This window comes from Amylibacter sp. IMCC11727, from assembly GCF_029854195.1.
Lineage (GTDB): Bacteria > Pseudomonadota > Alphaproteobacteria > Rhodobacterales > Rhodobacteraceae > Amylibacter.
In genome coordinates, this window is record NZ_CP122960.1 from 1,275,993 (window position 1) to 1,301,657 (window position 25,665).

Consider the following 25,665-nt stretch of genomic DNA (forward strand, 5'->3'; position numbering starts at 1 on the left):
GTGATGGAATTAACGCCAGGGGCTGTGACGCTGGCTGACTTGGCAACTGTTCTGCGCGAAGAGCGTGCGGTCACACTCGATCCAGCGTGCAAGCCAGCGGTCGAAGCGGCAGCAGCGCGCATCGCGCAGGCGGCAGCAGGGGACGCGGCGGTGTATGGGGTGAACACAGGGTTTGGCAAACTGGCCAGCCTGAAAATCGCACCCGAAGATACCGCCACATTGCAGCGCAATTTGATCCTGTCCCATTGCTGTGGTGTGGGAGAGCCGATTTCACGGGCCCATGCGCGGTTGATTATGGTTTTGAAACTGCTGGCGCTTGGGCGTGGTGCATCTGGCGTGCGGTGGGAGTTGATTGCCCTTTTGCAAGACATGCTGGCACGTGGCGTGACACCTGTGATCCCATCGCAAGGTTCGGTCGGCGCTTCGGGTGATTTGGCACCGCTTGCTCATATGACAGCGGTTCTGATCGGCGAGGGTGAGGCAGAATTTGAAGGCAAGGTGATGTCAGGTGCAGCGGCGCTTAATGCGGCGGGTCTAACGCCAGTGCCACTCGGCCCCAAAGAAGGTTTGGCCTTTATTAACGGCACGCAATTTTCCACGGCTTTTGCCCTGTCTGGTCTGTTTGGGGCATGGGATGCAGCACAAGCGGCGTTGATCACATCGGCCCTGTCTACAGATGCGATCATGGGCTCAACGGCACCGTTGCAGCCTGAAATCCACGATCTGCGCGGCCATCGTGGCCAGATAGAAGCCGCCACAACAATGCGGACACTTTTGGATGGATCGGAAATTCGCGAAAGTCATCGCGAAGGGGACAGCCGTGTGCAAGACCCGTATTGCATTCGCTGTCAGCCTCAAGTGACAGGAGCGGCGATGGATATCCTGCGCCAAGCGGCCATGACCCTGCAAATCGAAGCCAATGCCGCAACGGACAACCCTTTGGTTCTGACCGATGCGGATATGATCGTATCAGGGGGCAATTTCCATGCGGAACCCGTTGGTTTTGCAGCGGATATGATTGCGCTGGCGGTGTCTGAAATTGGCGCAATATCGCAGCGACGCATTGCGTTGATGGTGGACCCAACGCTCAGTTTTGATCTGCCGCCGTTTCTGACACCAGAACCTGGGTTGAACTCTGGCCTTATGATTGCAGAGGTGACAACCGCGGCCTTGATGTCTGAAAACAAACATCTGGCAAACCCCTGTGTGACCGACAGCACGCCCACATCCGCAAACCAAGAAGACCATGTCAGCATGGCCGCCCATGGGGCGTTCCGATTGCAAAAAATGCTGGGCAATCTGCATGGAATTTTGGGTGTGGAACTGCTGTGCGCGGCCCAAGGGATCGAATTCCGCGCACCGTTGACCACAAGTGGGCCAATGGCCGCCAGTATCGCACGGCTGCGCAAAGATGTGGCGCGTTTGCAAGAGGATCGCTATTTGGCCCCAGATATTGCGGCAGCCTCTGAACTGGTTGCTTCCGGCGCGATGATCAAAGCAGTGAACGTTGAAATGCCCCAGTTGTGGGCCTGAATTGGACAAGAGGATTTGACAGATGAACGATCGTAAAAACACCCGCGATGTATTTCCGCCAACAGGGCCGGACCTGAACGCGAAAAGCTGGCTGACCGAAGCCCCTTTGCGCATGTTGATGAACAACCTGCATCCAGATGTGGCTGAAAACCCGCATGAATTGGTGGTGTACGGCGGCATTGGCCGCGCGGCGCGGACATGGTCTGACTTTGATGCGATGGTGGCCACGCTGAAAGACTTGGATGCGGATGAAACCATGATCGTGCAATCTGGGCGGCCAGTTGCAGTGATTAAAACCCACACCGATGCCCCGCGCGTGTTGATCGCAAACTCTAACCTCGTGCCCCATTGGGCTACATGGGATCACTTTAACGAGTTGGATAAAAAAGGGTTGGCCATGTATGGCCAAATGACAGCGGGATCGTGGATTTACATCGGCTCGCAAGGCATTGTGCAAGGCACATACGAAACCTTTGTCGAAGCAGGGCGCCAGCATTACGATGGGGATCTGACGGGTAAATGGATTCTGACAGGTGGTCTGGGCGGCATGGGTGGCGCACAGCCATTGGCAGCGGTGATGGCAGGGGCATGCTGTTTGGCGGTTGAATGTAATCCTGAAAGCATCGATTTCCGTCTGCGCACGAAATACGTGGATGAGCGGGCCGATACTTTGGATGAAGCGCTCGCCATGATCGACAAATGGACCAAAGCGGGCGAAGCAAAATCTGTCGGCCTGCTCGGCAATGCGGCGGATATCTTCCCTGAACTGGTGAAACGCGGTGTGCGCCCTGATATCGTGACCGATCAAACATCAGCGCACGATCCGATCAACGGGTACTTGCCACAAGGGTGGAGCATGGCGCAGTGGCGTGAAAAGCGCGAAAGTGATCCCAAAGCGGTGGAACAGGCTGCGCGGGCATCCATGAAAGTGCATGTGAAAGCCATGGTGGATTTCTGGAATGCTGGTGTGCCAACGCTCGATTACGGCAACAACATTCGCCAAGTTGCTCTGGAAGAAGGGCTGGAAAATGCCTTTGCTTTCCCTGGCTTTGTGCCTGCCTACATCCGACCTTTGTTCTGTCGGGGGATTGGTCCGTTCCGTTGGGCCGCGCTGTCTGGCGACCCGGAAGATATTTATAAGACGGACCAAAAAGTGAAGGAATTGGTGGACGACCCGCATCTGCACAACTGGCTGGATATGGCGCGTGAGCGGATCAGTTTCCAAGGTTTGCCTGCGCGTATTTGTTGGGTTGGTTTGGGGGTGCGCCACAAGCTCGGCCTTGCCTTTAACGAAATGGTTAAGAACGGCGAACTGTCCGCACCTGTTGTGATTGGCCGCGATCATTTGGACAGTGGGTCGGTTGCATCGCCAAACCGTGAAACTGAATCCATGAAAGACGGCTCTGACGCCGTATCCGATTGGCCGCTGTTGAACGCGATGATCAATACAGCATCGGGGGCCACATGGGTTTCCCTGCATCACGGGGGCGGGGTCGGTATGGGCTTTAGCCAGCACGCAGGTATGGTGATCTGCGCCGATGGCACGGATGAGGCCGCGGCGCGGTTGGAACGAGTTCTGTGGAACGATCCCGCATCTGGTGTGTGGCGTCATGCGGATGCAGGCTATGAAGAGGCGGTGGCCTGCGCGCGTGAACAAGGGCTGCGTTTGCCGACGATCTTGGGGAATTAAGGCAAAAGCTGAGGGGTGTTTGCAAATATAGCCTTGTGTTTCACAAGGCTATGGCGTGCGATGCCTCTCACAACCTTAACAAATTCCTAACTCAGACGCGTCATACGAGACGCGTGTTAAACGACGCGTCTAGGTTAAGGGTTTGTTTACTATTCCAACAAACCGACAAAAAAAACGGCGCTGAACCTCAGCGCCGTTTTTCATTGTTTTACGAAGTGATGAAACGCCCTACAGGCCCCACTTCTCCGCTGTTTTTTCAAAGAACCCTTGGGTCTTTTTCAATTCAATCCAGCTGTTCACATAATTGATCCAAACCTGATCGGTCTGTGGCAACAGCATCGCAATTGGTGTTGGCGCGCGCGCTGCATCAACGTTCACCTGACCCACATTTGGGAACTTGGACGTCAGTGTGGAGCCTTCGATGTTGGATGTTACAAACACATCCGCACGGCCAGACAGCACTTCTTGATAGCCACGAGCAGGGGCCTCAACCACAACGATTTCTGCATTCGGGAACCATTCGCGCACCAGTTTTTCAAACGTTGTGCCAAGAGTTGTGGCCACTTTGACGTCTGCTTGGTTGATGCTGTCCCATCCGTTGAAACGATCCGCTTTGTCAGAGGTCGTGAAAGGCAGAATTTCCACAGAAATATAGCTTGAGGAATACCCCGCCGCTTTCAGGCGTGCCGGGCTGATAGAAGCAGACCCTGTCATGTGATAGTTGCCCGCTACAACACCGTTCACCAGTGTTTTCCAGTCTGTGGCTACAAACTCCAGTTCAACACCCATGTCGGTGGCCAATTGGGTCATCACGTCAATATCGTAACCCTTGTATTTGTTTGTGGCGGGGTCGCGCACTGACATAGGGTTCCAATCGCCTGTTGTGCCAACTTTCAAAACGCCATTGCTTAAAATATCGTTTAGCGCCGATTGAGCGGTGGCAGGTGCCCCCATCAGAGCCGTCGCAGCCGCGAGCGCGAGGCCCAGTTTTTTCAAAATACGCATGATTTCTCCTAGTTTTCGCGCGGTCAGCCAGATAGGTCTGTGGTGGCGCGAGTTGTTTCCCTTACAGGTTAGGGCTCAAAAGCTAATGTATTTGAGCAGATGTTCAAGGAGCTATTCTGGATGAGTAACGCCAACGCGATTGAGATTAAGGGCCTGAATAAATGGTACGGCGATTACCAAGCACTGCGCGACATCGATTTGACCGTGGCCCACGGAGAGCGTGTGGTCGTTTGCGGGCCGTCTGGTTCGGGGAAATCCACACTGATCCGATGTGTAAATTCGCTTGAGGAGAAAGACACTGGCACCATCATGGTGGACGGCATTGAAATGGTTGACAATCAATCCATCGACGCAATCCGATCCGAAGTGGGTATGGTGTTTCAACAGTTCAATTTGTTTCCCCATCTGACGATTTTGCAAAACCTGACCCTTGGCCCGATCAAAGCACGGGGCATGTCACGCGCTCAAGCCGAAGAACGGGCAATGCAATACCTTGAACGGGTGCGCATCCCAGATCAGGCCCACAAAAAACCAAATGAACTGTCAGGCGGGCAACAACAGCGTGTGGCCATTGCACGGTCTTTGTGCATGGAGCCAAAGATCATGCTGTTTGACGAACCCACATCCGCGCTTGATCCTGAAATGATCTCAGAGGTGCTCGATGTGATTGTTGATCTGGCCGAAGACGGAATGACCATGGTTGTGGTGACCCATGAAATGGGGTTTGCCCGCAAAGCAGCGGATCGCATGATCTTTATGGACGAGGGGGCCATCGTTGAAACGGGCCCACCTGACACGTTTTTCGAAGCACCGAAATCAGAGCGGTGCAAACAATTCCTCAGCCAGATTTTACAGCACTAAGGACGACGTGATGCAGACTAAAACCGTTCTTTTATGCGTTTCGCTTTTGGCACTGACGGGGTGTTCGGCCAGCGGCAACTGGGGCTGGTATGTGATCGACCCAACCACGCAATCGGGCTACAACAACATCCGATTTTTGCTCAACGGATTTGGTGCCACAATTCTGCTGTCGATCATCGCCGCAGTTTTGTCGATGGTCATTGGGCTTCTGGTGGCGTTGCCAGGCATGTCTGCCAATCGTTGGATTCGCCTGCCATCGCGTGTGTACATCGAATTTGTTCGCGCTATTCCTCTGTTGCCGATGTTATTCTGGGTGTTTTACGGCCTGCCTGTTGTGCTGAAATCCTTTGGTATCAACGTCAGCATTGATGCGTTTTGGGGGGCAATCATCACGCTTGCCATTTCGGACAGCGCCTTTACCGCCGAAATCTACCGATCTGGCATTCAATCCATCAACAAAGGCCAGACCGAAGCGGCCAAAACAGTAGGCCTGAATTACGCTCAGACCATGCGCTATGTGATCTTGCCCCAAGCGATCAAACGCATTCTGCCGCCCTTGGCGAACCAATTTATCTATATCGTGAAAATGTCCGCCTTTGCGTCCGTGATCGGGATGCAGGAATTGACCCGCCGCGCAAACGAGTTGGTGGTGACAGAATATCGCCCGCTTGAAATTTATACCCTGCTGATCCTTGAATACCTCGTGCTTGTGCTGATCATCAGCTCAGGCGTGCGGTGGCTGGAACGCAAAATGGGATCAGATGAAAGCAAATAACAGGAGGCCACGACATGAGCTGGACCAAATTTTTCAATGAAACAGTTGGGCGCATTGGCGCGTTGCAAAAAGAAACCCCAGAGATGTTCAAAGGGTTCAACACAATGTCCGCCGCGGCCAAAAAGAACGGTGTGCTAAGCGAGCAAACCAAAGAGTTAATCGCGCTTGGTATCGCCATTTCAACCCGCTGTGACAGCTGTATTGCCTTTCACGTGAAATCCCTCGTGCGACTAAAACTGACGCGTGAAGAATTATGCGAAGCCTTGGAAATGATCGGTTACATGGGGGGTGGACCGTCGATCGCATATGGGGCTAAGGCCTTGGAAGCATACGACGAATTTACCAACGGATAGGTTGCTGGGCGCGAAAGGCCAAAACACGCATGTTGATGGGGCTGCTGAAAGATGGGTTTTGGTTGGCTGCGCTGCGGATTGCAGGGGCGGTTTTGTCCTTTGGTATGACGGTTCTTTTGACCCGCGTTCTCGATATCGCGGCCTTTGGGGCTTATGCCTATGCTTTGGCGTTAATCATTTTCGGGCAGGTTTTTATCACCAATGGCTGGGGCACGATGCTGGTGAAATATGCCTCCCAAAGCCATCAAAGCGGCGCGTGGTCCCAAACGCGATCCATCGCGCATCTGGGGGGGCGTTTGTCTTTGTGTTATACGGGCGCACTGGCGGGGGTGGCCGTCATTTTCTGGCTTGTCCCAGCGCAAATTTTTCCCATTAATCTAAGCTTAATTGGGGTCGCAGCCGTCTTGCTTTCGATCCTGATTAGCCAAAACGCCGCGCTGCGCATTGCGATTTTGCGTGGTTTGAATCGCCCCGTACTGTCACAACTTACCGAAACCATTGTACGGCCAATCTTGATTTGCCTGCTGATTTTCGGTGGGCTGGTCTGGTTGCCAAGCATCACACTTGACGCGGCCCTCGTGATTTATTGCATCGCGACTTTCATCAGCTATGGGATCGGACTGTGGCTGTTGAACCGTGTTACCCCGCCCGCGCTGACATCGGCGCGTGTCAACCTACAGCCCAAGGTTTGGATTCCTCAAAGCCTGCCGTTTGTAGGCAGCGCAACCCTGACGTTGGGATTGGTGTATGTGGATATCCTCGTTCTTGGATTTTTCGCAGACTTAGAACAGGTTGGGCAATATCGGCTGGCTGGTCAGATCGCCATTCTATCGAGCCTGGCTTACGCCGCGCTGAACATGATTGCGAACCAGCGATTTGCCTTTTTCCACAAAGCAGACGATTGGCGCAGCATTGCACAGACAGCGCGCACTTTGGCGCGGATTTCCTTTGTTGTGTCTTTGATTTTGCCCATCTTTTTTTATGTGGCAGGGCCTTCGCTGATCGCGTTGATTTTTGGAGCGCAATATAAGCCCGCATTTGGCCCGATGATGGTTTTGTTCGCGTTGCCTGTGATCAACAGCTTTTTTGGGATGCCACGCGCACTTTTGATGATGGTAGGGCAGCAAAAACGCGAACTGATTTTGACAGGGTTTGCCATTGCGCTGAATCTGTTCTTGTGCCTGATCTTGATCCCGAAATTCGGCATTTGGGGCGCATCAGTCGCCGTTGTCTGCGCCACTTTCATCTGGTGCGCCGCCCTGTGGTATCAAGCGCTGCGCACTTTGAACGTGGACACCAGCGTCATGGGGATGTTGACGCATTCGCAGGCTAAGCGAAACGTTACACGGTGACGCTTAGGCTCTGCTCAACACCAGCAAGTGTAAAAGCGCGTTCAAAAACATGGCTTTGAATTATGGTCGGATCAGTTTGGCAATCATGAAGGAGGCGGTCACGATCCAAAACGGTGGAAAGGCTGCGTGATTCAGCAATGAGATCCGTTAGTTGGCGCTTGTTGTGTTCGCGGAAATTCTGGGATTGCCAATTGAATCCTTGTTTGTCTGATCGCCATTGTGTCGGAAGTTCGTGGAAATGCGAAAATGCCCTTCGCAATTCCATCTTATTAAAATTGCCTTGAAATTTATGCGCGTACCCTGTGTTGCAATACGCAGAAAGACGAAAATCCATCAAAGGGCTGCGGGCTTCAAGTCCAAAGGACATGGCATTCCGATCGTTTTGCCAGAGCCAATCGCTCATTCTGCCACCGATTAAGTCTTGTGCTAACGCTTCGTCAAAAGACAGACGTCCATCGGCAAGTGGACATCCCGAAGACGCAGTTTTCTTATGAGCATATTTCAAAACTGAGGGCGGAACATACTGGGACGGGGGCTGTATCATCTGTTTAAATGCCCGCGCAATACGGCGCCAATCAGAACCGTTTGAGCGCAAGAACGAGCCAATCCATGGCAGATTTCCAGACTTTAGCGCGGCCCGCAAAGCAAGCGGAAACTGTCTGTCCCAGTACCCGCCAAACACTTCGTCCCCCCCCGTTCCATCCAAGACCACTTTACAATCTGTTTCGGCAATAGCTCTGTACATTGCGGACATGGACATCATGCCATGATTGGCGAAGGGAGCTTCTTGATTTTTGCAAAGGTGTAAAAACTGATCAAATGCAGTTTTGTCCGTTTCAATTTTGATCGTCTTGGCTGACAATCCTAACTGATCGACACAGGCCTGTGCGTACTGCGCGTCTTCGGTTTTACCGCTGTCGCCAATAAAACAGGTCACATTATCCATCATATCTTGAGCGTGTAGAATTGACAGGATCAAGCTGCTGTCGATGCCACCAGACAACAACAGGCTCACAGGGCGATCCGACACCATGCGAGACACAACCGCATCCACCAATAGATCAGGCAAATGTGCAGGCTTAAGATCAGATTGTGCAACATGCTCGGTCATATCGAAATAGGGGACCGTCTCAAAATGCCATTCCCCAAGATCAAGCTCCAAAGAATGCGAGGGCTTTAGTTGTGAAATACCAACGTAAGGGGTTCTTTCTTCGTGCAGAAGCGTACTCTCAAAATGAAGAAAACTGTTTAAATAGCTGTGATCAAATCGAAGCGCCGATTTGCTTGCCAATGCGACAGCCTGACAGGTTGAAGCGGCGACAAATTGTTGATCGTTCTTGGTGAAAAAGAAGGGTTTTTTGCCGAAACGATCTCGGGCAGCAAGTATTTTGCTTTTTTGTTTATCCGCATGAACAAAGGCCCATTGACCGTTCAAGCGTTTCAAAGCATCGCGCCCTACGGTTTCGATCAGCGAGCATAAAAGCTCCGTATCACCTGTCGTTGCAAACTGATGACCTGCCGCAGTAAGTTCAGATTTCAGCGCCTGAAAGTTAAACACTTCCCCGTTGTAAACCATAATACTCTTAGCGGTTTTATAGGGTTGGTTCGCACGTGGGTTGGGATCAAGAATAGAAAGGCGCGCGTGGCCCATTCCGATACTAACCTGGCCACCTGGAACGTTCAGCGTTTCGATGTGGTAATCGACAGCATCTGGTCCACGATGCACCAATGCCTCCATTGCCGTTTGCAATTCTGCTAGTGTAACGGGCGCATTCCTGCGAACGATGGTGACAAAACCACACATGATACTCACAAAATAGTAACCTCTTCTTTGTCATTACTTTAAGTGCGCAAAAAATCAAATTGGAAATCAATGGCCTGCGCTGCCTGTTTGAAGGCGGGATTAGAGCGCTTCGCGAAAAACCTGAGACATAAGCCTTTCGCGAAACGCATAACAACGCATGTGCTACGCTGACGGATTTCAATGCTCGGAAAAAATGGAGGCGAGTACCGGAATCGAACCGGTGTACACGGATTTGCAATCCAATGTTTTATCGTTATTTGACAGGCTATTAGGTGGAAATAGGTATCACGACAAATCCAGAACTATCGGCGAACATGATACCGGTAAAATCGGGGGCATTCCTGCGGTTCTGACGCCGGTTTGGGGCGCTCAATGAGCCGCCATAGCTTTGATCCTGACATCGCCGCACTGGTAGGGCTGAACGCAGCGGTGATTTTCCAGAATATCACCTTCTGGATCGAGAAGAACCAAGCCAACCGGCGCAATTTGCGGGATGGGCGCTATTGGACCTACAACTCAATCTCCGCCTTCGCCGAGTTGTTCCCGTATTTGACAGAAAAACAGATCCGCACGGCGTTGGATAAGCTGATCAAATCAGAGCTGATCCTGAAGGGGAGCTTCAGCGATGATCGTTATGATCGAACATGCTGGTACGCGTTGGGCGATTGCATTTGCCCAAATGGGCAGATCGAGTGGGCCAAAGGGGAAAATGATACATTTGCCCCTGAGGGCAAGCCGTCTGCCCCTGAGGGCAAATCCTATAAGAACAGATATAAACCAAATATAAATCCATATCCTTCGCGCGGGGTGGTGGATGATGAAGCTGAGAAAATCTTGGCGGCATATCCCGAGGATCGCATCCGCCGGAGAGCGGATTGCTTGTTGGCGATCCGGGAGATCCTGACGAGTGGTATCACTGCTGCCGATCTGATCGAGGCTGTTCAATCCTATGCCAGTGAAAGCGCGGGTTTCACCCGTTCCAAGGTTTGCTTTTCGGACAATTGGTTCAGCTCTGAGCGTTGGCAGCGGTATGTCTGCGATGCCCAGATACAGCGTGAGGCCGCGAAAGCCAAAGAGGCCGAGGCGCTGAAAGGGCTGGCGGTTTGGATCGCAGATCGCAGCCCGCTTTGTCGGCATATTTCGCCCAGCCAAATCACGGCGCTTTTGGCGGCTGAACTGGTGACGCCGTTGCAAATTCAGGCGGCAGGGCTTGGCTGATGGGGAAAACAGAACCGTCTTCAGTGCAAAGAGCAAGGCGACCCATGTCATACGCTGGCGCATCTGACACGGGACCTTGCGAGGGGTGGCAAGCCTCCCCTTCGAACCCCACCGGCGGGGGCAAGCCCCACGCCAAAGCAGCCCTGACCGAGACATTTGTCTTTCGGTGCAACGCGGCTGAAAAGGCAGAACTACGCGCCAAGGCTGAGGCGGCTGGCGTTCCCGCTGCGACCCTCTTGCGTGAGGCGCTTGGCCTGACGGAGGCGCGCCGCCGCAAGCCAATGCCACGCGTCGATCCGGCCTTGAGGCTGGCGGTCGGGCGCATCGGCGGTAACCTTAACCAGATCGCTCGGGCTACGAACCGAGCTTTGCTGGCGGGGCGAATAGAGCTCGACACGCTGGCCCTCGCGCGTCAGCTCGTGGTGATCGAACGTCAGCTTGCCCAGCTCCTCGATGAGGTGCGGCAATGCTGATCAAGTTCTTTCCCAATGGCAAAGGCGTGGGGGCCGGTCCTGTCGGCTATCTGATCGCGGATGAGGTGCTGGCCTATGATGACAACCGCGACCTGATCCGCGATGCCGATGGCCAGCCCCAGACAGTCACGCGGCATCCGCTGCCGGAGGTTTTGCGGGGCAATCCTGATCGCACCGAGGCGCTGATTGACGCCAGCAACAATCAATGGACCTATCGCGCGGGTGTCATCAGCTTTGCTATTGAGGACGCACCGACTGAGACCCAGCAGCTCGAAGTCATGGACGCCTTCGAAGGGCTGGCCTTTGCGGGAATGGACCCTGAGCAATATGATATGCTCTGGGTCCGCCATACCCACGAAGATCGCGTTGAGCTGCATTTTTGTACGCCTCGGCTGGAACTGACCACAGGCAACAGTCTGAACATTGCACCACCCGGCTATCAGAATGCCTATGACAGCCTGCGTGACCTGATGAACAAGACTCACGGCTGGGCCGATCCGATGGATTTGGAGCGCACCCAAGAGGTGCAGGTGGTGGCTGAGGCTCCAACTCGTGCGCAGGGCCGCGATGAGTTGCATGACTGGATTCTTGATCAGATCAGCATTGGCAGCATCACTGACCGTGCCAGCATGGTCGATGCTCTGACAGATGCGGGCTTCGATATTCCCCGCGCCAGCAAAAACTACATCACCGCCAAAGACCCGGAAACCGGCGAACGCTGGCGGCTGAAAGGAGAGATTTTCAATGAAAACTGGCAAGCCACCCCGGCTGAGCGAGAAATTGAACGCGGATCTGGACTTGATCCGACAGGAACATGCCACCTTGATGAATTCTCAATTGGAGATCTTCAGGACCGATTTCAGCGACATTGCGACAAGCGCGCTGAATACAATCGAGACCGATATCCGCTATTTTCTGAGCGACAGCAGGAGCGAATTGCAGAGGCGCAGCGAGACGATCCGGCGTTGGCTGACGATATCGCCTTGGGTGATCGCAGGGCTGATCTTGGTGTGGATCACCTCGACCGTGGCGGTGAGCTGGCTCTGGATGACCTTTTTGACGCGTTCGGAGCTGACGGAACTGGGCCTGACACGGATCGAACAGGCGGGGCAGATTTGGCTGACGCTGGATCCCGATCAGACCGAAATGAAAACCTGCACGATGGCGGGAACACCGATCATCTGCATCGAAATCAGGGGGCAATAAATGACGACACCCCTGACAGCCTTGGAACGCGATTTGCTCGCCTGCGTCGAGCGGTTGGTGACGGCCTGCGAAACCTCAGCGCAGGAATTGCGCGCCTTGGAAGCACGCTCGACGAACGGGATCGAGAGCAAAGTGAATGGGTTGGCGCATTGCGTGGCGCTGCTGATGAAATCGCATCTCTTGTCGGTCGCCACATTGGCCGACTTGCTGACAGAGGAGCAGACCTACGAGACGCTTCAAGAGGGCTTAGAGGCCAGCTTGAAGTTAGCGAAACGCGCCGAACAACGGCTGAACGAGACCTGAATGAACAAGAGCGCGGCCATAGTCATGGCCTTTGAAACGAAAGGAAAATAGATGAGTTTACCCTTTGATCACTTTACCATGTCCTACGGGCAGTCCCGCGACTATGGCATCGATTACCGAACGTTTGAAAAGGTGGCATGTTTGCCCGAAGGCGTTCCGTTGATGGCCCTTGCAGGGGTTTGGGGTGACTACAGCAACATCCGTTGTCTGTTCATCGACGAGGAAGGCAACGGGTATTGTCGAAATATCAGTGGCAGAGGTGGTGAATATATCATCCGAGAACTGGGCCTGAACGCCAAGGATCTAAAAGTGGGGCAGATGGTCATGTCAGTAGCGCCGCCACCGCAGCTATGATTTGTGTCATATAATGTTGAAATTTTAGCTTTGGAGGGCTATGTGAATGGCAGTAAAGGGATGGTCTAACCGTCCGAATATTAGGCCAGCTATGGCCTGCCTTTTGATTTCTTGGCTATGTGCAGAGCGTTAAAACTGGGAAGTCGAGCGCGCGGCGTTAATTGACAGGTAACGCATTTGAACCTATATTCCTCCCCATAAGGATACCAGATCGACTGTGAGGTTCCTTCCGCAACGCAAGTTGTCCAACTGGAATAGTGGATAAGGCCTAGGCCGAAGAGAGCGTCGAGATAGCCAAGGAGTTGCCTGCAAAGGTGGCTCCTTCGGTCGTTCTAGCGCCTGAAATATTTGACCTTTTTGCCTTTGAGCGCCTGACCGATGACGACTGCAATTTTCACTTTCTGACCGTTTTCTGGCTGCGGTCGATGGTGGGCGCTTTCGACAAACAGGCGCAGTTTGTGCCGGATGCCGTCGAATCTGCCCTTGTGGGGGCGAAGCGTGAAAAAGGCGGTGTAGGCCGTTCCATCACCCAACATCATCGTGGCGTTATATGTGCCATAATTTCGGTCTGATGGCGTAAGGTAAAGGCGGTTTTGCGGCAAGGTTCCAAGCAGTTCCGCCAGATCCGTTGAGGCCGCAAACCGATGCGGGCAAAATACGCGAGGGCGTATGCCGTCCATGATTTGCACCTGGCCCGCGTGTTCTGCGGTTTCAAAGGCTCTGGTCCAGCAATGGCAGGAATATTCGACAAGAATATTAACCCGGTCGCCCTTGGGCAAATCGACCGTCAATATATGTGGTGTGAGGTGAGCGACATGTAGGCGGGTGCTGTCGATCACCTGCGGCGTTACCGCCACGCCGCTGGTGTCGGTCAGGGTGCCGTCAGCCGCCACAAGATGCCGCGTCATATGTTGGCCTCAAGACGCTTGGCTTCAGTGGCTATGCGCGCGCGGAAATAGTAGATGCGGAATTCGGAAGATTTGTTCATGGGGTGCTTGTGCGGTAGGAACCTTATTCTGGATGGGAGCGGGAATATGCGTGGAGAGCCGTTTTGCAATTCAACGGAAACGCCACCCACATTTTTTTTATAGGAATGTGGAGGCGTTTCCATAAATTGATTTTTGGTCAGGTTCCCAACAGATGTGCTAGCTCAACAATCTCTGCGGCATCTGCGCCAGTGGAAACACGATTGCCGAACATTTGCCCAATGACAGCCCGTAGGCCTTCGACATCGTTAGATTGCACAGCTTCGATTCCAGCTTGAATAAGGCGTTCATGAAGCTCGGGATCCACTGCTAGTGTATGCTCCTCAGCTAGTTGTTTGAAGATGGCGATCAGGAAGTCCGGGGTTTCAGAAAGAACCTTCATGCGGATGCCCTGCATTTCGTCCAAAGAACGGCGTGCAGCGTCATAATTTTTCTCACGAATCTCACGGCGGGCGGAAACAAGCAATTTGTCATGGCGTTCTGCATCGACGCCCTGAGCATTATCGCGAAGCTCATCAAAAGAGGTTTCTGCCTTGGATACTTCTTCAGTAAGAACCCTTTCTTCATTCTCAGGGGCCATTTTCAGCAGTGCGATATCTTGTCTGATCTTACGCGCTTCTTCTGCTACGGAACGATGTGTGTCAGCATCTACAGAAGTGGAAAGTGCAGAATGTTGGCGCTCAATACGCTTCCTAATGTTACCACTGGGATCGGCATTTTCATCCAAGGTACCATCCAGATCTTCCAAGTCGCCTTCCGCGCGAGCCAGCATGGTTGCCGCCAGCTCTGCGCCGCGCTCTCCATCGTACGGGATACCGCCATCGGCTGAACGGTATAGGTTGGTGGCATCGACAACGCGCCCCAGAGAAGGAAGTTCCACGGCAAAGCTCAGGGTGCCATTGTCACTCATTTGCCAATCAATGACAAAATCATCACCACGATTAATCCGTTCCCCGCGCTCAAGTTCGTCACGACAGCTCAGATGAAAGTTTCCTATGTGCAGATTATGTTCCGGCGTGTCTATTTCCTCGACCATGTCGTAAAATTCCACGGCGATAAAATCATCTTCTCCACCGGTCAGTGTTTTGCCCGCACGGAAAGATTTTTTACCCCGTGCAGGCAAGGCAGTTCCTTTTTTGACAAGTACTTCTAGTTTATTGCGCTCATACCCAACGAGGCCGTGCTGAACCTTAACAGCCAGCGTATAGGTCATCGGAACACTTGCTGCGCTTGCCTGGGATTTGCTGATTACGATTTCGCGGGATGCATCTGGCACCGTCTTTCCATGCGGATCAAATACCGTAATCTTGAAACGGTTGTCACCATCTTTCCGGGCGGTAACGTTGATGCTGAGCGGGCCAGAAAGGGGAATGCGTCCAGTAGAAGAGCCTTCTTCATCCAAAATTTCCACCTCATGCCCCGCCGGCATATCTGGTGCAGGTTTGAGACGGACTTTTGCTGTTTCGCTCGAGACGCGGGACTTATAATCGATTGCCAAAGAAACACTGCCTGTCACAGTTTCTTTTTGCTTGCCACTTTTTTGGGAGGAGCTTTCTCCATCCCATTCGCGGCTTTCGGCAAAAATGGCAGCTCCTGTTGCGACTGCGGTCATAGGGTCAAGGCCTCTTTCAACCCTAATAGCTAATTCGGCCTCTAGCATGTCCCAAATAACAGGCATCTTAGAGGGGCCGCCAATTGGAACGATTTTTGAAATGTCTTCGTTCCTGTACCCATTGTCAGATATGATCTTTCGGCACAGATCAATTGATTCATCCACTCGGTCTCTGATTAAATCGTTGATTTGGTTGCGGGTAAGATCAATCGAAACATAGATTTCCTCTCCGTCTTCGTCGGTCATTCTAATTTCATCTTCGGTGGCGAAAACGGACGTAGTTGGCGAGGCTGAGAGAAGAATTTTCGCTTTTTCAACAGCATGCTTACACATTGTCGAAAGGTGGTTGTATTTTTCATGGCGTTGAAAGTCTGTCGGAAGGGAAAAGTTTTCCAATAGCCATGGGCGTACAATGCTATCAAAAATTATCCGATCAAAATCACGCCCGCCCAGCATGTTGATCCCTTCATGAGCGATAACGTTTACAACACCTGCGGTACTCATCACGAGTGCGAGGTCAAAAGTACCCCCGCCGAGATCATAGACGAGGAAGACGCCATCTTTTTGCTTACTGTGAGAGATTGCCGCGAGGGCGGCCGCTACGGGTTCTTGTAGCAAACTAACTTGCTCCAGCCCCGCCAATCGTGCAGCAGCAATCGTATCTTCACTTTGCATCTGATTGAACGCGGCTGGCGTTGTGATAACAACCCCTTCAATATCTTGGCCACCGGCTTCGGTCATCGCTTGCCCGACCAGTGCTTTGATTATTTCCGCGCTACATTCAACCGGTGTCCACGTTTGCCCTGCAAAGGTAACGGGGTTTTTTGTTCCCATTGAACGTTTGAACCCGGCAGCAACATTTTTGGGAGCTGACAAAAGGCGGTCATACGCAGACTTACCGATGAAACGGTGTCCGCGTTTGTCGAGATATATCACACTGGGCAGTACATCCGTGCCATCCGCTGTTTTGAATAGGCGCGTCGATCCATCCATATGGCCGACAACTGCTGAGTTTGAGGTTCCAAGATCAATGCCGAGATACAATTTTCATTCCTTTTCATTTTTTACGGGCTGGACGAGAATACGACCCAACCTGATTATTTTCATGTCTGCCAAAATCGCGGGTTCGATCGTTTTGGAAACGATCAACTCAACGTCATCAGCGTAGTCGCCAGCATTGTCAGCAGAAGCGGCGATCCCATCATGAAACGCTTCGCCATCGAAATCGACAACTTTGACCCCGAGCTGGTTACTCAGAAGGGAAAGCTGCCGGTCGGAAAAGGTCAACTGAGCACGCAGCCTGCGCGCCTCTTTTTCTGGCATTGCTTCAACAGCTTTGAGGGTTGTTTTCGTCAATTTCCAGTAGTCGACGCAAAGCTGTGATACAGCTTCCATTTTGTGTTCAAAATCCAGTTCATCACTCATGATTTTTCCAATTTGCGTTTTGGAGATTCAAAATTACCCACCAAAAATTATCAAAAGCAGGATGATGCCGCCAATGACGACCCAATATCCAATTTTCTCATTTTTCTTCTGAGTGATCTTTTCCTTAAGTTGGACCAGCTCCAGCTTGTCATTACCCCTTGCGTATACAAGCATTTCATCGACGACTCGCGACATCCCAGAAACGTTTCCCCTGTTTCTTTCAAGCTCTTCCATTTTCCAGTTGCGATGCAAAACAGCGCGTTCTTCGTCAAGCTTTTCCCGAACTTCGGCAGACGGTGCAGCACGTGTGAAATGTATCAGGCCATTGATAATTCCAAATGCTGTTTCTGGGTCGTTACGTTCGTTGTTTATGAACAGCGCTAAGTCTCTGATAATGAGGAACGCAACAGTGTGATCACCCGGTTGTGATGTAGCTGAAACAAGCGCGGAATAGATATCAGTAACAGGCCCCCGCCGTGCCGTGGAAAAGCTGCTTTTTGCAAGATCTCGTTTTACTTTAGGCAGTTGACTTTTAGCCGCTTCACAGGCCGCGACCAAAGGCTCCAATTGTTCGCTTTGCTGTTTTTGCTCAACCAGTGTTTCCAACTGTGCAACATCGCCTCGCAAAACTTCGGCTACGGATTCAAGCTCTGGAAATGTGTGCAGTAGCGCTGCGGATAAGCGCTTTGCGTGATCATACTCGCCACGTTCGTTTGCCAAGGTTAGGCAGAGCTGCCGGAGCTTTTCATATACTCTCTTCGAGCGCCCTTCTTCATGCCCTTGTTGTTGTTCATAAACTTGGACAGGTTGATTTATTTCATCCCATTTGACCAGAAGTTCAGAAGCTGCATCGACAATAATGTTTAGATTAGCGCCCTCTTGTTCAGCACTTTTTATGACGTCGTCAATTTGATTGTTGAGCGTTGCCAAATCCGGTTCGCTCAATAGATCATATTGCCGAACAAACTGCGCTAGAAATGGGCTTGATGGGTCTCGATTGACCTCATACTCAACAATCTGATCCATGGTTTCGCCGGGCTTTTCTAGGGCCCACACGCCAATAGCAGCGGTTTTGGCCTGCATGGTCATTAACCGCCGCAAGGCCCCTTCAAGTTGGGCTGTGTCTATATTCGGAAAGCCCGCCTTTGAGCGATTTTCATTGAGGAAATCGAGCGTTTCGGAAATATCAACTTCCTCCCATGTTTTGATCAACTTGTGAAAGACATCATTGCTCCCTCTGGAGAACTGAGTGAGGTGAGAAAGAATGTTGCTTTTGGCAAGTTCGGGAAGATGTTCTGTCGCGCCAAACAGATTGGAATAATCCCCCGAAACCATCAGGGCGGTGATACTTGATATCTGCTCATCGCTCAGCTCCGGCAACCAAGAAATCTCCATTTCCAGCCTGGCAAGAGGTGCCAGAAGATTTTGCTGGGCGCGCTGAATTTGCGGCAAAGAAAATGTTTCTTCAAACTCGGCATCGTCAGCTAAGTCTGTGACTTCTGGGTGTGATGATGTGTAGTTAGCTTTCAAAATATGAAAGGCATTCTCAAGAATACTTTGTGTTTGGTTGTCCATTTTGTTTCTTATCGGTTTGTCAAAAAATTCTAAGCTCTTTGTGGCGATGCTTCATGAGTGTTCGCACTAAACGATGCCCGATCAAAATTCCGATCGGACCTGCTGCAACCAAAAGCAAGTAAAGGGAGCGCGAAACATCCCATGTTGTTTGGCCAGAAGTCGCGATTAAACCCGTTGCGCCAACGATCAATGAGACACCACCGGCAATGGCAAGTCTGCGGGCGAATTGGAAAATCTCCCGATCACATAGGTCGAGTTCCGATTCCTGGCTGTTATAATTGACGTCTGTCATATTCGTTCTCGCAATTCATAAGGTATCGAAATATTTTTTTGCCAGATCCGTTTCTGGCTCTCCGGTTTGCGCTGCTTGGTCAGCGACATAACCGATGATCTTGGACAGCTTTTCAATCGGAAGGTTCGTCCCCCTCTCGCTGTCCTCTGCAAGCACGGCATATGACGCTCTTTCAGCAAGATCCGGGCTGTCGCCTTTTTTGACCTTCCCACGTCCAGCGAGAAGCCATTCCAAGCTTACGTTAAATGAATCACAGATCGTAATGGCTGCGGCTGCGGGCAGGTCACGCTTTTCCTGCTCATAGTTTTTATAGGTCCTATCTGTCACCTCGATGGCTGCGGCCATGACCTGCTGTGTAAGGTCATTTGCCTTGCGAACCTCGCGCAACCGCAGGCCTATTCCTGACAATTCTGTTGACAACAGGTGATTCCGTTCATTATTGGTGAAAATAATTTCACTTTGCTGCGATTTGTTTTCTTTTGTTCACTTTGCAGAGCTGCTTCCTGAAACACAACAAAAAGGTGAATTGTGACCAAAACTCTCGAAACACCCAAAGAACTGGCCGAGCGTGTCGGGCTGCCTGTCACCAACATTCGGTATCTGATCCGCGAGGATATGCTGGATCATATTTTCACCGCCCCCGGCAAACGTAACCCCAAGATCCCGAACGGTGCGTGGGAGAGGTATATTGCGCAGTTTACGGTCAAGGCGCAGGTAAAGGGGGCGGGATCATGAGGCCGAAGACCCCGCTCATGGCCAGTGAAACCACCGCCGCGCGCCTGCTGGATCTGGGGGCAAAGCAGTTCAGATATTTGGTGGATGAAGGGTATTTGCCGAAAGGGTATGAAATCGCCCCCGGCGTCGTGCGTTGGGACACAGATACGTTGAAGCAGATCTCAAATGGTGAGGTTGGTGAAGTTCAGGGATCAATTGAATGGTGATCCGGCGCAAGAAATACCTGTGGCGGCATTCGTCCGGTCGCTGGTATGTGCGCAAATGCGTCAACGGCAAGATGATCTATCTTGGGCGCATCACGGCGGAGGAAGGCACCGCCGATTTTGACCACCAGTATTGGGAAATCGTGAGTGGCAAGAGGGCGGAGGTGAAAACCTCATGGACCGCACTGATTGCCGCTATGCGCGAAACCGACAAATGGGCAGGCTTCTCGCCCCGGTATCGCAAGGATTTGGAACCTGTTTTTGAATATTTGACCGAGAAAATTGGCAAGGCGGACGTAGCTCGTCTGACACAAGCTGATATTTACGATGCGATGGAAAAGAACCGGCACCGGGTTCGGTTCGCGAATTACATCCCGACCGCGATCAGCATGTTGTCCAAGCTGGCGATCCGCAAACGGTGGCGCAGGGACAATCCCGCGATTGATATCGAACCGCTCAAAGTTCCGAAGGCGCGCAAAAAGCCGCATATCCCTTGGGCCGATTGGGCGGTGGAGAAGATGCGGGAGGAAGGGAAGCCACTGCCTCTTCTGATTTTCGAGATTGGCGTGGGCAGTGTGCAGCGCCCCGGTGATTGGGTGGATTTCCAGTGGGGCGATTATGATGGCGAAACTCTGAAGCTGCGCCAGAACAAAACCGGCAAACCTTTGTTGTTGCCGTGCACTGAGGCGTTGAAGAAAGCCTTGGATCAGGCGAAGGCCGAGCTGGGATTCGCCCCGCATCCTTCACGGCACATCCTGACGCGCGCAGATGGTTCTGCGATGGATTATCACGCGATGGCGCGGGTAATGGTGCGAGAGCGTAAGCGGCTGGGCCTGATGGACTTTGATCAACACGCGTTGCGCTATCGGGGTGTGATGGAACTGGCGTGGGCTGGCTGCACCGACGACGAGATTGCCAGCTTCAGCGGCCATACATCCAAAGCCATGATCATCAAATATGCAGGCGAAGCGCGGCAAATCATGCGAGCGCGTCAGGCGGCAGCAAAGCGCAAATGACCCCGAACAGAACAGGCACAGAACGTGAAACTGATACTAGAGGTGATACCCAATGAGCAGAAAAATCCATAACACATTGATTTTATTGGAGGCGAGTACCGGAATCGAACCGGTGTACACGGATTTGCAATCCGCTGCGTCACCACTCCGCCAACTCGCCGCCGTATGGTGTGGTTTGGCTATAGCAATGGCAAAAAGGGGTGGCAAGGGGAAGTTAGGCTTGGGGTTTGAAAAGCGCTATGGACGCGGACCAGTGGGTCGTTGACATGCCTTAACTGCCAAAGCCCATGATCAGGTTGAACACCACAAATGGCGCGATGGTCAATAAGGCTGCGCTCATCAAAACGGCGCGGGGGAACGGTGTTGGAAAGCGCCGCCACAAGACGCCGAGCAAAACACAGACCAGCAATATTTCGATAACTGAAAAGATATCGCCGTGGTGGTTCGGGTCCCAATAGCTCACAGGGCTTTCGAATTTCCACATGGTAAAGGGCCAGAAATGGGCGCGTGCATCATCCACATGCAGGGGAAAATCACATAGCAGATGGATAAATGCGGCCCCCGTTAGGGCAATCATCCAGTTGTTTTTCAGCCAAAGCGCAAAACCGAGCAAAACACCCCAAACAACAAAGGAATTGTCGATGGCAAAAACCTTCTGCCAATAGTCCGAATAATACAGGTCGCGAAAAATCTCATTTGTTGACGTATTTAGAACAAACCTGTGCCAAAAGAACATAAAATAAAGGGAAAAATCTGGTATAAACCCACCGATGAGGGCAGCCGTTGTCACTTTGCGTTGCATCGGCTTGGCAAAGAGCGCGGCGGCCAGTATCAGGTGAGTTGGTGTGTTCATCGGGGTATGCGCCTGCTGGGTGCAATTGAGTATAGGGTGTGGGATGGCGAAGTCCATTATGATCCAAGGTGCTGGATCAAACGTTGGGAAATCCATGATTGTTGCTGGGCTGTGCCGCGCTTTTGTGCGCCGCGGCCTTAAGGTGCTGCCATTTAAACCCCAAAACATGAGCAACAATGCCGCTGTGACGGCGGATGGGGGCGAAATTGGCCGCGCACAGGCCTTGCAGGCACGGGCGTGTAACGTGCAGGCCCACACAGATATGAACCCCGTTTTGCTGAAACCTGAAACCGAAACTGGGGCGCAGGTGGTGGTGCAGGGCAATCGCGTCGCCACGGTAAAGGCACGTGAATACGGCAAAATGAAATCCACACTGATGCCCAAGGTGCTGGACAGTTTTCACCGCCTCGCGGCGCATTGCGATATTGTTCTGGTCGAAGGGGCAGGCAGCCCCGCCGAAGTGAACCTGCGTGAAGGGGACATCGCGAATATGGGGTTCGCACGGGCCGCAGAAATTCCTGTTTTGCTCACGGGGGATATTGATCGGGGCGGGGTGCTGGCCCAATTGGTGGGAACGCATGTGCTGATGGAACCCGAAGATGATGCGCTGATCAAAGGGTTTTTGATCAACAAATTTCGCGGCGATGTCAGCCTGTTTGACGAAGGTTTGCAGGTCGCAGTGGAACATACAGGCTGGCATGCGCTCGGCGTTTTGCCGTGGTTCGCGGATGCTGGGAAACTGCCAGCCGAGGATGCGACAGACTTGGGGGGCGGGGGCAATGGTGCGTTTAAAATCGCCGTGCCACGGCTGTCGCGCATTGCAAACTTTGATGATCTTGACCCGTTAAAGCTGGAACCTGGTGTCAGCGTTGTGATGGTGCAACCGGGCGAACGCATTCCTGCGGATGCAGGGTTGATCCTGATCCCAGGCAGCAAATCCACCATTGGCGATCTGGCATTTCTAAGCGCGCAGGGCTGGGATGCGGATATCCTAAGCCATGTGGAGCGGGGCAAACCCGTGTTGGGAATTTGCGGCGGGTATCAAATGCTTGGCTCTGTGATCAAAGACCCTGAAGGCATCGAGGGCCCAGCGGGGCAGGTCCAAGGGCTGGGGCTGTTAGAGGTGGAAACCACCATGACACCGCAAAAGACCCTAACCGAAGTGGACGGTGTGGAATTAGCGTCAGGCGCAGCTGTGGAAGGCTATGAAATCCATATTGGCCGCACACAGGGTCCAGATTGCCTGCGTCCGTGGTTGCAGATCGAAGGCGTGGATGAAGGCGCAACAAGCAAGAACGGCCTTGTGCAAGGCTGTTACGTCCACGGCGTCTTTGCATCAGATGCGTTTCGCAGTGCCTATCTGTCACGGCTGGGGGTAGAGCCGAGCGACTTGGTGTTTGACGATCTGATTGATGAAACGCTCGACGCGTTGGCGGACCACATCGAAGAGCATTTGGATGTGGAAATGATTTGGGCGCTGGCGGCAGAAGTTGCCCCGCCGCCAGCGGCTTAACCTTAAACTTTATTCAAAGTCGCGCGATGCTAGGGCGCGGTGAATCTCGCGGCGCACCAGTTTGCGCACATTGCGTGTGATCCGATCGCCCAGTTCACCCTGCAACTCAGACCGCACCATATCCGACACCATTTCACGAAGGGTTTCTTCGTCTAGGAATGTGTCGTCTTCGGTGTAATCAAGCGGCTCTTCATAAGCCGCCGTCCCCATAGAAGGCGTGGGCTCGGGCTCGGGTTCTGGTGCGCGCAGCGGCGGCTCGCGGTTCACGATGGTGTCGCGTACGATGTCCTCTGCTTCAACTTCGGTGTCGTCCGCCTCGATTTCGTCTTCAAGGCTGGCTTCAACGGCATCCACGGCTTGCACCGCTTTCATGAATTCTGGCTCTGGCGGAACGTCGTCCAAGTCGGCCTCAAAGGGGCTGTCGCTTGGAAAAGAAATATCCTCTGCAACCGCGTCCAATGTGGCTTCAACCTCGGCTTCTACGACATCTTCGGCCGCATCAACGGTGTCATCCACAGATGGCGCGGCGGACAAGTTTGCGGTTAATGGCGGCTCAGCACGCGCGAAGTCTTTCATAGACAAGTGCAGGGCGGACATCATTTCAGATGTGGCATCGGTGCTAACGTCTTCGGATTCATCTTGGGCAACGTCTTCCACCATCTCTGCGAAAAACGCGGACTCTTGCCCTGCGTCAGATGGAATGTCTTCTATGTCTTGCACATCTACATTTTGTGCCACGTTGGATTGCGCGTCTTCGACGGCTTCGGACATGACAAGAGATTCGATATCGGCGATCCGTTGTTCCAATTCCGCCGCAGCGGAGGAAGGTTCTTCGGTTTCTGGGACCCGCAAAGAGGGGGTCAGGACCAGCTTATCGCGCTCCATGTCGTTGCTCTGTTGCAACAAACTTGGGTCTGTTTGATCGGTGTTTTCACCCGCAGTTTCCGCGTCTGAAGCTGTTCTCGCTTCTTCTGACACCAACCGACGAATGGATGACAAGACGTCCTCGACGTCCATTTTTCTGCCTGTTTCGGACATTTGTCCACTCCTATTGCCTCAGCGCGGAGTTTACTCAGAATCGCATCTTCGGGCAACTGTTCTAAAAGATCAGTCGCCTTTTCTTTTTTTCAGCTTGTCGAAAAGTTTTATGCGCTTCTCGCCCAGAATGCCCAATTGCTTATTGGTTACCGCGCGGGCGTTAACGTCTGGGTTATAGATTGGCACACCCAAATTCAGGTGCTGCGCGGTCAACAAACCCATTTCAGAAAGGACCTGATACTGTGCCACATATTGATCGCGAATGGCGTTCACCAATTGGGATCGCGCAGACAGCAGTTCTTGTTCCGCGTCCAAAGCGTCAAGCGTTGTCCGTGCGCCCAACTTGGCCTCTTCCGTTACCCCTTCAAAGGCAACTTGCGCGGCACGGACCTGTTCACGGTTGGATTTAATCGACGCACTGGCGGTTTTCCAACCCACCCAAGCATCGCGCAAACCTTGGCGGGTGATATAGCCAGATTGCTGCACGTTCGTCAGAGCCTGTTGGTACAACGCCACATCGCGGCGGCGGTCACTGTCCAAACGCCCGCCTTGATAGATGTTGATTGTGCCTGTGATAGAGGCCGTCACATCATCGGTGGTCAAACCGTTTCTGCTAAAGTCGCTGCCAAATGTGTAATCCACCTGACCGTTAATTTGCGGATCGCGGTTTTTAAACGTGGATTTAGCAGTCAGTTCAGCCGCCTTCGCGTTAAACTGCGCTTGCATCACGCGGGGGTGTTTTTTGATGGCAACCGCTTCGGCCTTTTCCAATGTATTGGGCAGCTTTGGCGCAGCAGGCGGATTGCGAAGGTTGCGTGGTGGCACACCCACAACCGCCGTGTAAGCGTTTTCGGAACGGGCTAAATTGCCACGATTGGTTTCCAACTGTGACAAGGCGGCAGCCAGCCTTGCTTCGGCCTGAGACACATCGGTACGGGTCACTTCGCCCACTTCGAAACGGTCTTTGGCGGCACGCACCTGCTCACGCAAAACCCGCACGTTGTTTTGGGCCAGTCGCACAAATTGCTGGTCCCGGCGAACATCCAAAAAGGATTGAACGGTCGACAGCAAAACGGCCTGTTCCACCTGCAACAACGCTTGACGTGCGGCCAGCACACTCATGCGGGCGGCTTCGATGTTCAGGCGATCTGCGCCGCCATCGAACAGTTGAATGGTCAACCGTGTGTTATGGGTCCATTGACCACTTGGATCACGAAACGCGCTTAGCCTGTTTAACTGTGCGGCGCGTCTCACTTGGATCGTTTGTGTCAGTGTGGGCAAAAGCGCAGATCGCGCTGCAATCACGCTTTCATCCGTGGCACGCAGGGCATATTGCTGCGCCAAAATCTGCGGGTTGGTCTGATAGGCGAGCACCAGCGCGTCTGCCAAAGTGGTGGCAGCTGCGGGCAGGGACAGGGCAGCAAATGCAATGGCAGCGCCCGTGGTCTTTAGAAATCTAATCATCCGCGTGTCCCCAAGAACTGTGATTG

Annotated in this window: 25 protein-coding genes and 1 tRNA gene; 13 read left to right on the forward strand and 13 right to left on the reverse strand. The window is 52.7% G+C overall.

Features of this window, described 5'->3' with window-relative positions:
- The first annotated feature begins 3 nt into the window (after positions 1–3).
- Entirely contained in the window at positions 4–1,533 is a 1,530-nt protein-coding gene (hutH, locus tag QBD29_RS06575; RefSeq protein WP_280100934.1) for a histidine ammonia-lyase, read from the forward strand.
- Between the two features lie 22 nt (positions 1,534–1,555).
- A complete protein-coding gene (hutU, locus tag QBD29_RS06580; protein ID WP_280100513.1) occupies positions 1,556–3,223 on the forward strand; it encodes a urocanate hydratase in 1,668 nt (555 codons plus the stop codon).
- A gap of 228 nt (positions 3,224–3,451) precedes the next feature.
- On the opposite strand, the gene QBD29_RS06585 is transcribed toward hutU, so the two are convergent.
- Positions 3,452–4,228 (reverse strand): transporter substrate-binding domain-containing protein, encoded by a 777-nt coding sequence (locus QBD29_RS06585; protein WP_280100514.1) that lies wholly within the window; start codon positions 4,226–4,228, stop codon positions 3,452–3,454.
- A gap of 120 nt (positions 4,229–4,348) precedes the next feature.
- Here QBD29_RS06585 and QBD29_RS06590 point away from each other — a divergent pair, with 120 nt between their 5' ends.
- The 4 genes from QBD29_RS06590 to QBD29_RS06605 are packed head-to-tail and all read left to right on the forward strand — an operon-like array spanning position 4,349 to position 7,569.
- The gene (locus tag QBD29_RS06590) at positions 4,349–5,089 is read left to right on the forward strand and encodes an amino acid ABC transporter ATP-binding protein (RefSeq protein ID WP_280100515.1); all 741 of its coding nucleotides are present in this window, start codon (positions 4,349–4,351) and stop codon (positions 5,087–5,089) included.
- Between the two features lie 10 nt (positions 5,090–5,099).
- Positions 5,100–5,864, forward strand: coding sequence for an amino acid ABC transporter permease (locus tag QBD29_RS06595; RefSeq protein ID WP_280100516.1), 765 nt, complete (start codon positions 5,100–5,102; stop codon positions 5,862–5,864).
- Positions 5,865–5,878: 14 nt separating this feature from the next.
- Positions 5,879–6,217 (forward strand): carboxymuconolactone decarboxylase family protein, encoded by a 339-nt coding sequence (locus QBD29_RS06600; protein ID WP_280100517.1) that lies wholly within the window; start codon positions 5,879–5,881, stop codon positions 6,215–6,217.
- 29 nt (positions 6,218–6,246) lie between these two features.
- Positions 6,247–7,569 carry an oligosaccharide flippase family protein gene (locus QBD29_RS06605; protein ID WP_280100518.1) on the forward strand — a complete coding sequence of 441 codons (1,323 nt, stop codon included), beginning with the start codon at positions 6,247–6,249 and terminating at the stop codon, positions 7,567–7,569.
- Here the strand turns inward: QBD29_RS06605 and asnB are convergent.
- Positions 7,559–9,373 (reverse strand): asparagine synthase (glutamine-hydrolyzing), encoded by a 1,815-nt coding sequence (gene asnB / locus QBD29_RS06610; protein ID WP_280100519.1) that lies wholly within the window; start codon positions 9,371–9,373, stop codon positions 7,559–7,561. The genes QBD29_RS06605 and asnB overlap by 11 nt on opposite strands.
- Positions 9,374–9,745: 372 nt before the next feature.
- On the opposite strand from asnB, the gene QBD29_RS06615 reads away from it, so the two are divergent.
- Complete coding sequence (locus QBD29_RS06615; protein WP_040180095.1) at positions 9,746–10,591, forward strand: hypothetical protein; 846 nt, start codon at positions 9,746–9,748, stop codon at positions 10,589–10,591.
- A 191-nt stretch (positions 10,592–10,782) separates the two neighbouring features.
- Here the strand turns inward: QBD29_RS06615 and QBD29_RS17305 are convergent, their stop codons facing one another.
- Positions 10,783–11,058, reverse strand: coding sequence for a hypothetical protein (locus QBD29_RS17305; protein WP_347936361.1), 276 nt, complete (start codon positions 11,056–11,058; stop codon positions 10,783–10,785).
- Here QBD29_RS17305 and QBD29_RS06625 point away from each other — a divergent pair.
- Together QBD29_RS06625 and QBD29_RS06630 are read left to right on the forward strand one after the other, a co-directional pair.
- A complete protein-coding gene (locus QBD29_RS06625) occupies positions 11,058–12,608 on the forward strand; it encodes a relaxase/mobilization nuclease domain-containing protein (protein WP_040180093.1) in 1,551 nt (516 codons plus the stop codon). The two genes, QBD29_RS17305 and QBD29_RS06625, sit on opposite strands and share 1 nt — an antisense overlap.
- 16 nt (positions 12,609–12,624) lie before the next feature.
- Positions 12,625–12,927 (forward strand): hypothetical protein, encoded by a 303-nt coding sequence (locus QBD29_RS06630; RefSeq protein ID WP_040180092.1) that lies wholly within the window; start codon positions 12,625–12,627, stop codon positions 12,925–12,927.
- 332 nt (positions 12,928–13,259) lie between these two features.
- On the opposite strand, the gene QBD29_RS06635 is transcribed toward QBD29_RS06630, so the two are convergent.
- The 6 genes from QBD29_RS06635 to QBD29_RS06660 form a co-directional block, all read right to left on the reverse strand.
- Positions 13,260–13,820: a hypothetical protein gene (locus QBD29_RS06635; protein WP_175304821.1), complete on the reverse strand. Its 561-nt coding sequence runs from the start codon at positions 13,818–13,820 to the stop codon at positions 13,260–13,262.
- A 232-nt stretch (positions 13,821–14,052) separates the two neighbouring features.
- Complete coding sequence (locus tag QBD29_RS06640; protein ID WP_040180089.1) at positions 14,053–16,569, reverse strand: Hsp70 family protein; 2,517 nt, start codon at positions 16,567–16,569, stop codon at positions 14,053–14,055.
- A gap of 3 nt (positions 16,570–16,572) precedes the next feature.
- Positions 16,573–16,950: a hypothetical protein gene (locus QBD29_RS06645; protein WP_040180088.1), complete on the reverse strand. Its 378-nt coding sequence runs from the start codon at positions 16,948–16,950 to the stop codon at positions 16,573–16,575.
- A gap of 33 nt (positions 16,951–16,983) precedes the next feature.
- Positions 16,984–18,525 carry a hypothetical protein gene (locus QBD29_RS06650; protein ID WP_040180087.1) on the reverse strand — a complete coding sequence of 514 codons (1,542 nt, stop codon included), beginning with the start codon at positions 18,523–18,525 and terminating at the stop codon, positions 16,984–16,986.
- A gap of 19 nt (positions 18,526–18,544) precedes the next feature.
- Positions 18,545–18,817, reverse strand: a complete 273-nt coding sequence (locus tag QBD29_RS06655; RefSeq protein WP_139044774.1) for a hypothetical protein — start codon at positions 18,815–18,817, stop codon at positions 18,545–18,547.
- Between the two features lie 15 nt (positions 18,818–18,832).
- Positions 18,833–19,237, reverse strand: a complete 405-nt coding sequence (locus QBD29_RS06660) for a helix-turn-helix transcriptional regulator (protein ID WP_175304820.1) — start codon at positions 19,235–19,237, stop codon at positions 18,833–18,835.
- 108 nt (positions 19,238–19,345) lie between these two features.
- Here QBD29_RS06660 and QBD29_RS06665 point away from each other — a divergent pair, with 108 nt between their 5' ends.
- From QBD29_RS06665 to QBD29_RS06675, 3 genes are read left to right on the forward strand one after another with little or no spacing between them, the layout of a single operon-like run.
- Complete coding sequence (locus QBD29_RS06665) at positions 19,346–19,552, forward strand: hypothetical protein (RefSeq protein WP_040180084.1); 207 nt, start codon at positions 19,346–19,348, stop codon at positions 19,550–19,552.
- Positions 19,549–19,758, forward strand: a complete 210-nt coding sequence (locus QBD29_RS06670; protein ID WP_040180081.1) for a hypothetical protein — start codon at positions 19,549–19,551, stop codon at positions 19,756–19,758. The genes QBD29_RS06665 and QBD29_RS06670 overlap by 4 nt, the downstream gene beginning before the upstream one ends.
- Positions 19,752–20,771, forward strand: a complete 1,020-nt coding sequence (locus QBD29_RS06675) for a tyrosine-type recombinase/integrase (RefSeq protein ID WP_040180079.1) — start codon at positions 19,752–19,754, stop codon at positions 20,769–20,771. Before QBD29_RS06670 ends, QBD29_RS06675 begins: the two co-directional genes overlap by 7 nt.
- An 86-nt stretch (positions 20,772–20,857) precedes the next feature.
- On the opposite strand, the gene QBD29_RS06680 is transcribed toward QBD29_RS06675, so the two are convergent.
- Positions 20,858–20,931 (reverse strand) — tRNA-Cys (locus QBD29_RS06680).
- A 111-nt stretch (positions 20,932–21,042) separates the two neighbouring features.
- Positions 21,043–21,624, reverse strand: coding sequence for a cobalamin biosynthesis protein CobQ (locus tag QBD29_RS06685; RefSeq protein ID WP_280100520.1), 582 nt, complete (start codon positions 21,622–21,624; stop codon positions 21,043–21,045).
- A 43-nt stretch (positions 21,625–21,667) separates the two neighbouring features.
- Between QBD29_RS06685 and QBD29_RS06690 the strand changes: the two genes are divergently transcribed.
- The gene (locus tag QBD29_RS06690; RefSeq protein ID WP_280100521.1) at positions 21,668–23,137 is read left to right on the forward strand and encodes a cobyric acid synthase; all 1,470 of its coding nucleotides are present in this window, start codon (positions 21,668–21,670) and stop codon (positions 23,135–23,137) included.
- Positions 23,138–23,146: 9 nt separating this feature from the next.
- Here QBD29_RS06690 and QBD29_RS06695 read toward each other — a convergent pair whose 3' ends face one another.
- Together QBD29_RS06695 and QBD29_RS06700 are read right to left on the reverse strand one after the other, a co-directional pair.
- Positions 23,147–24,175, reverse strand: a complete 1,029-nt coding sequence (locus QBD29_RS06695; protein ID WP_280100522.1) for a hypothetical protein — start codon at positions 24,173–24,175, stop codon at positions 23,147–23,149.
- A 69-nt stretch (positions 24,176–24,244) separates the two neighbouring features.
- Complete coding sequence (locus tag QBD29_RS06700) at positions 24,245–25,639, reverse strand: TolC family outer membrane protein (RefSeq protein ID WP_280100523.1); 1,395 nt, start codon at positions 25,637–25,639, stop codon at positions 24,245–24,247.
- Positions 25,640–25,665 lie beyond the last annotated feature (26 nt).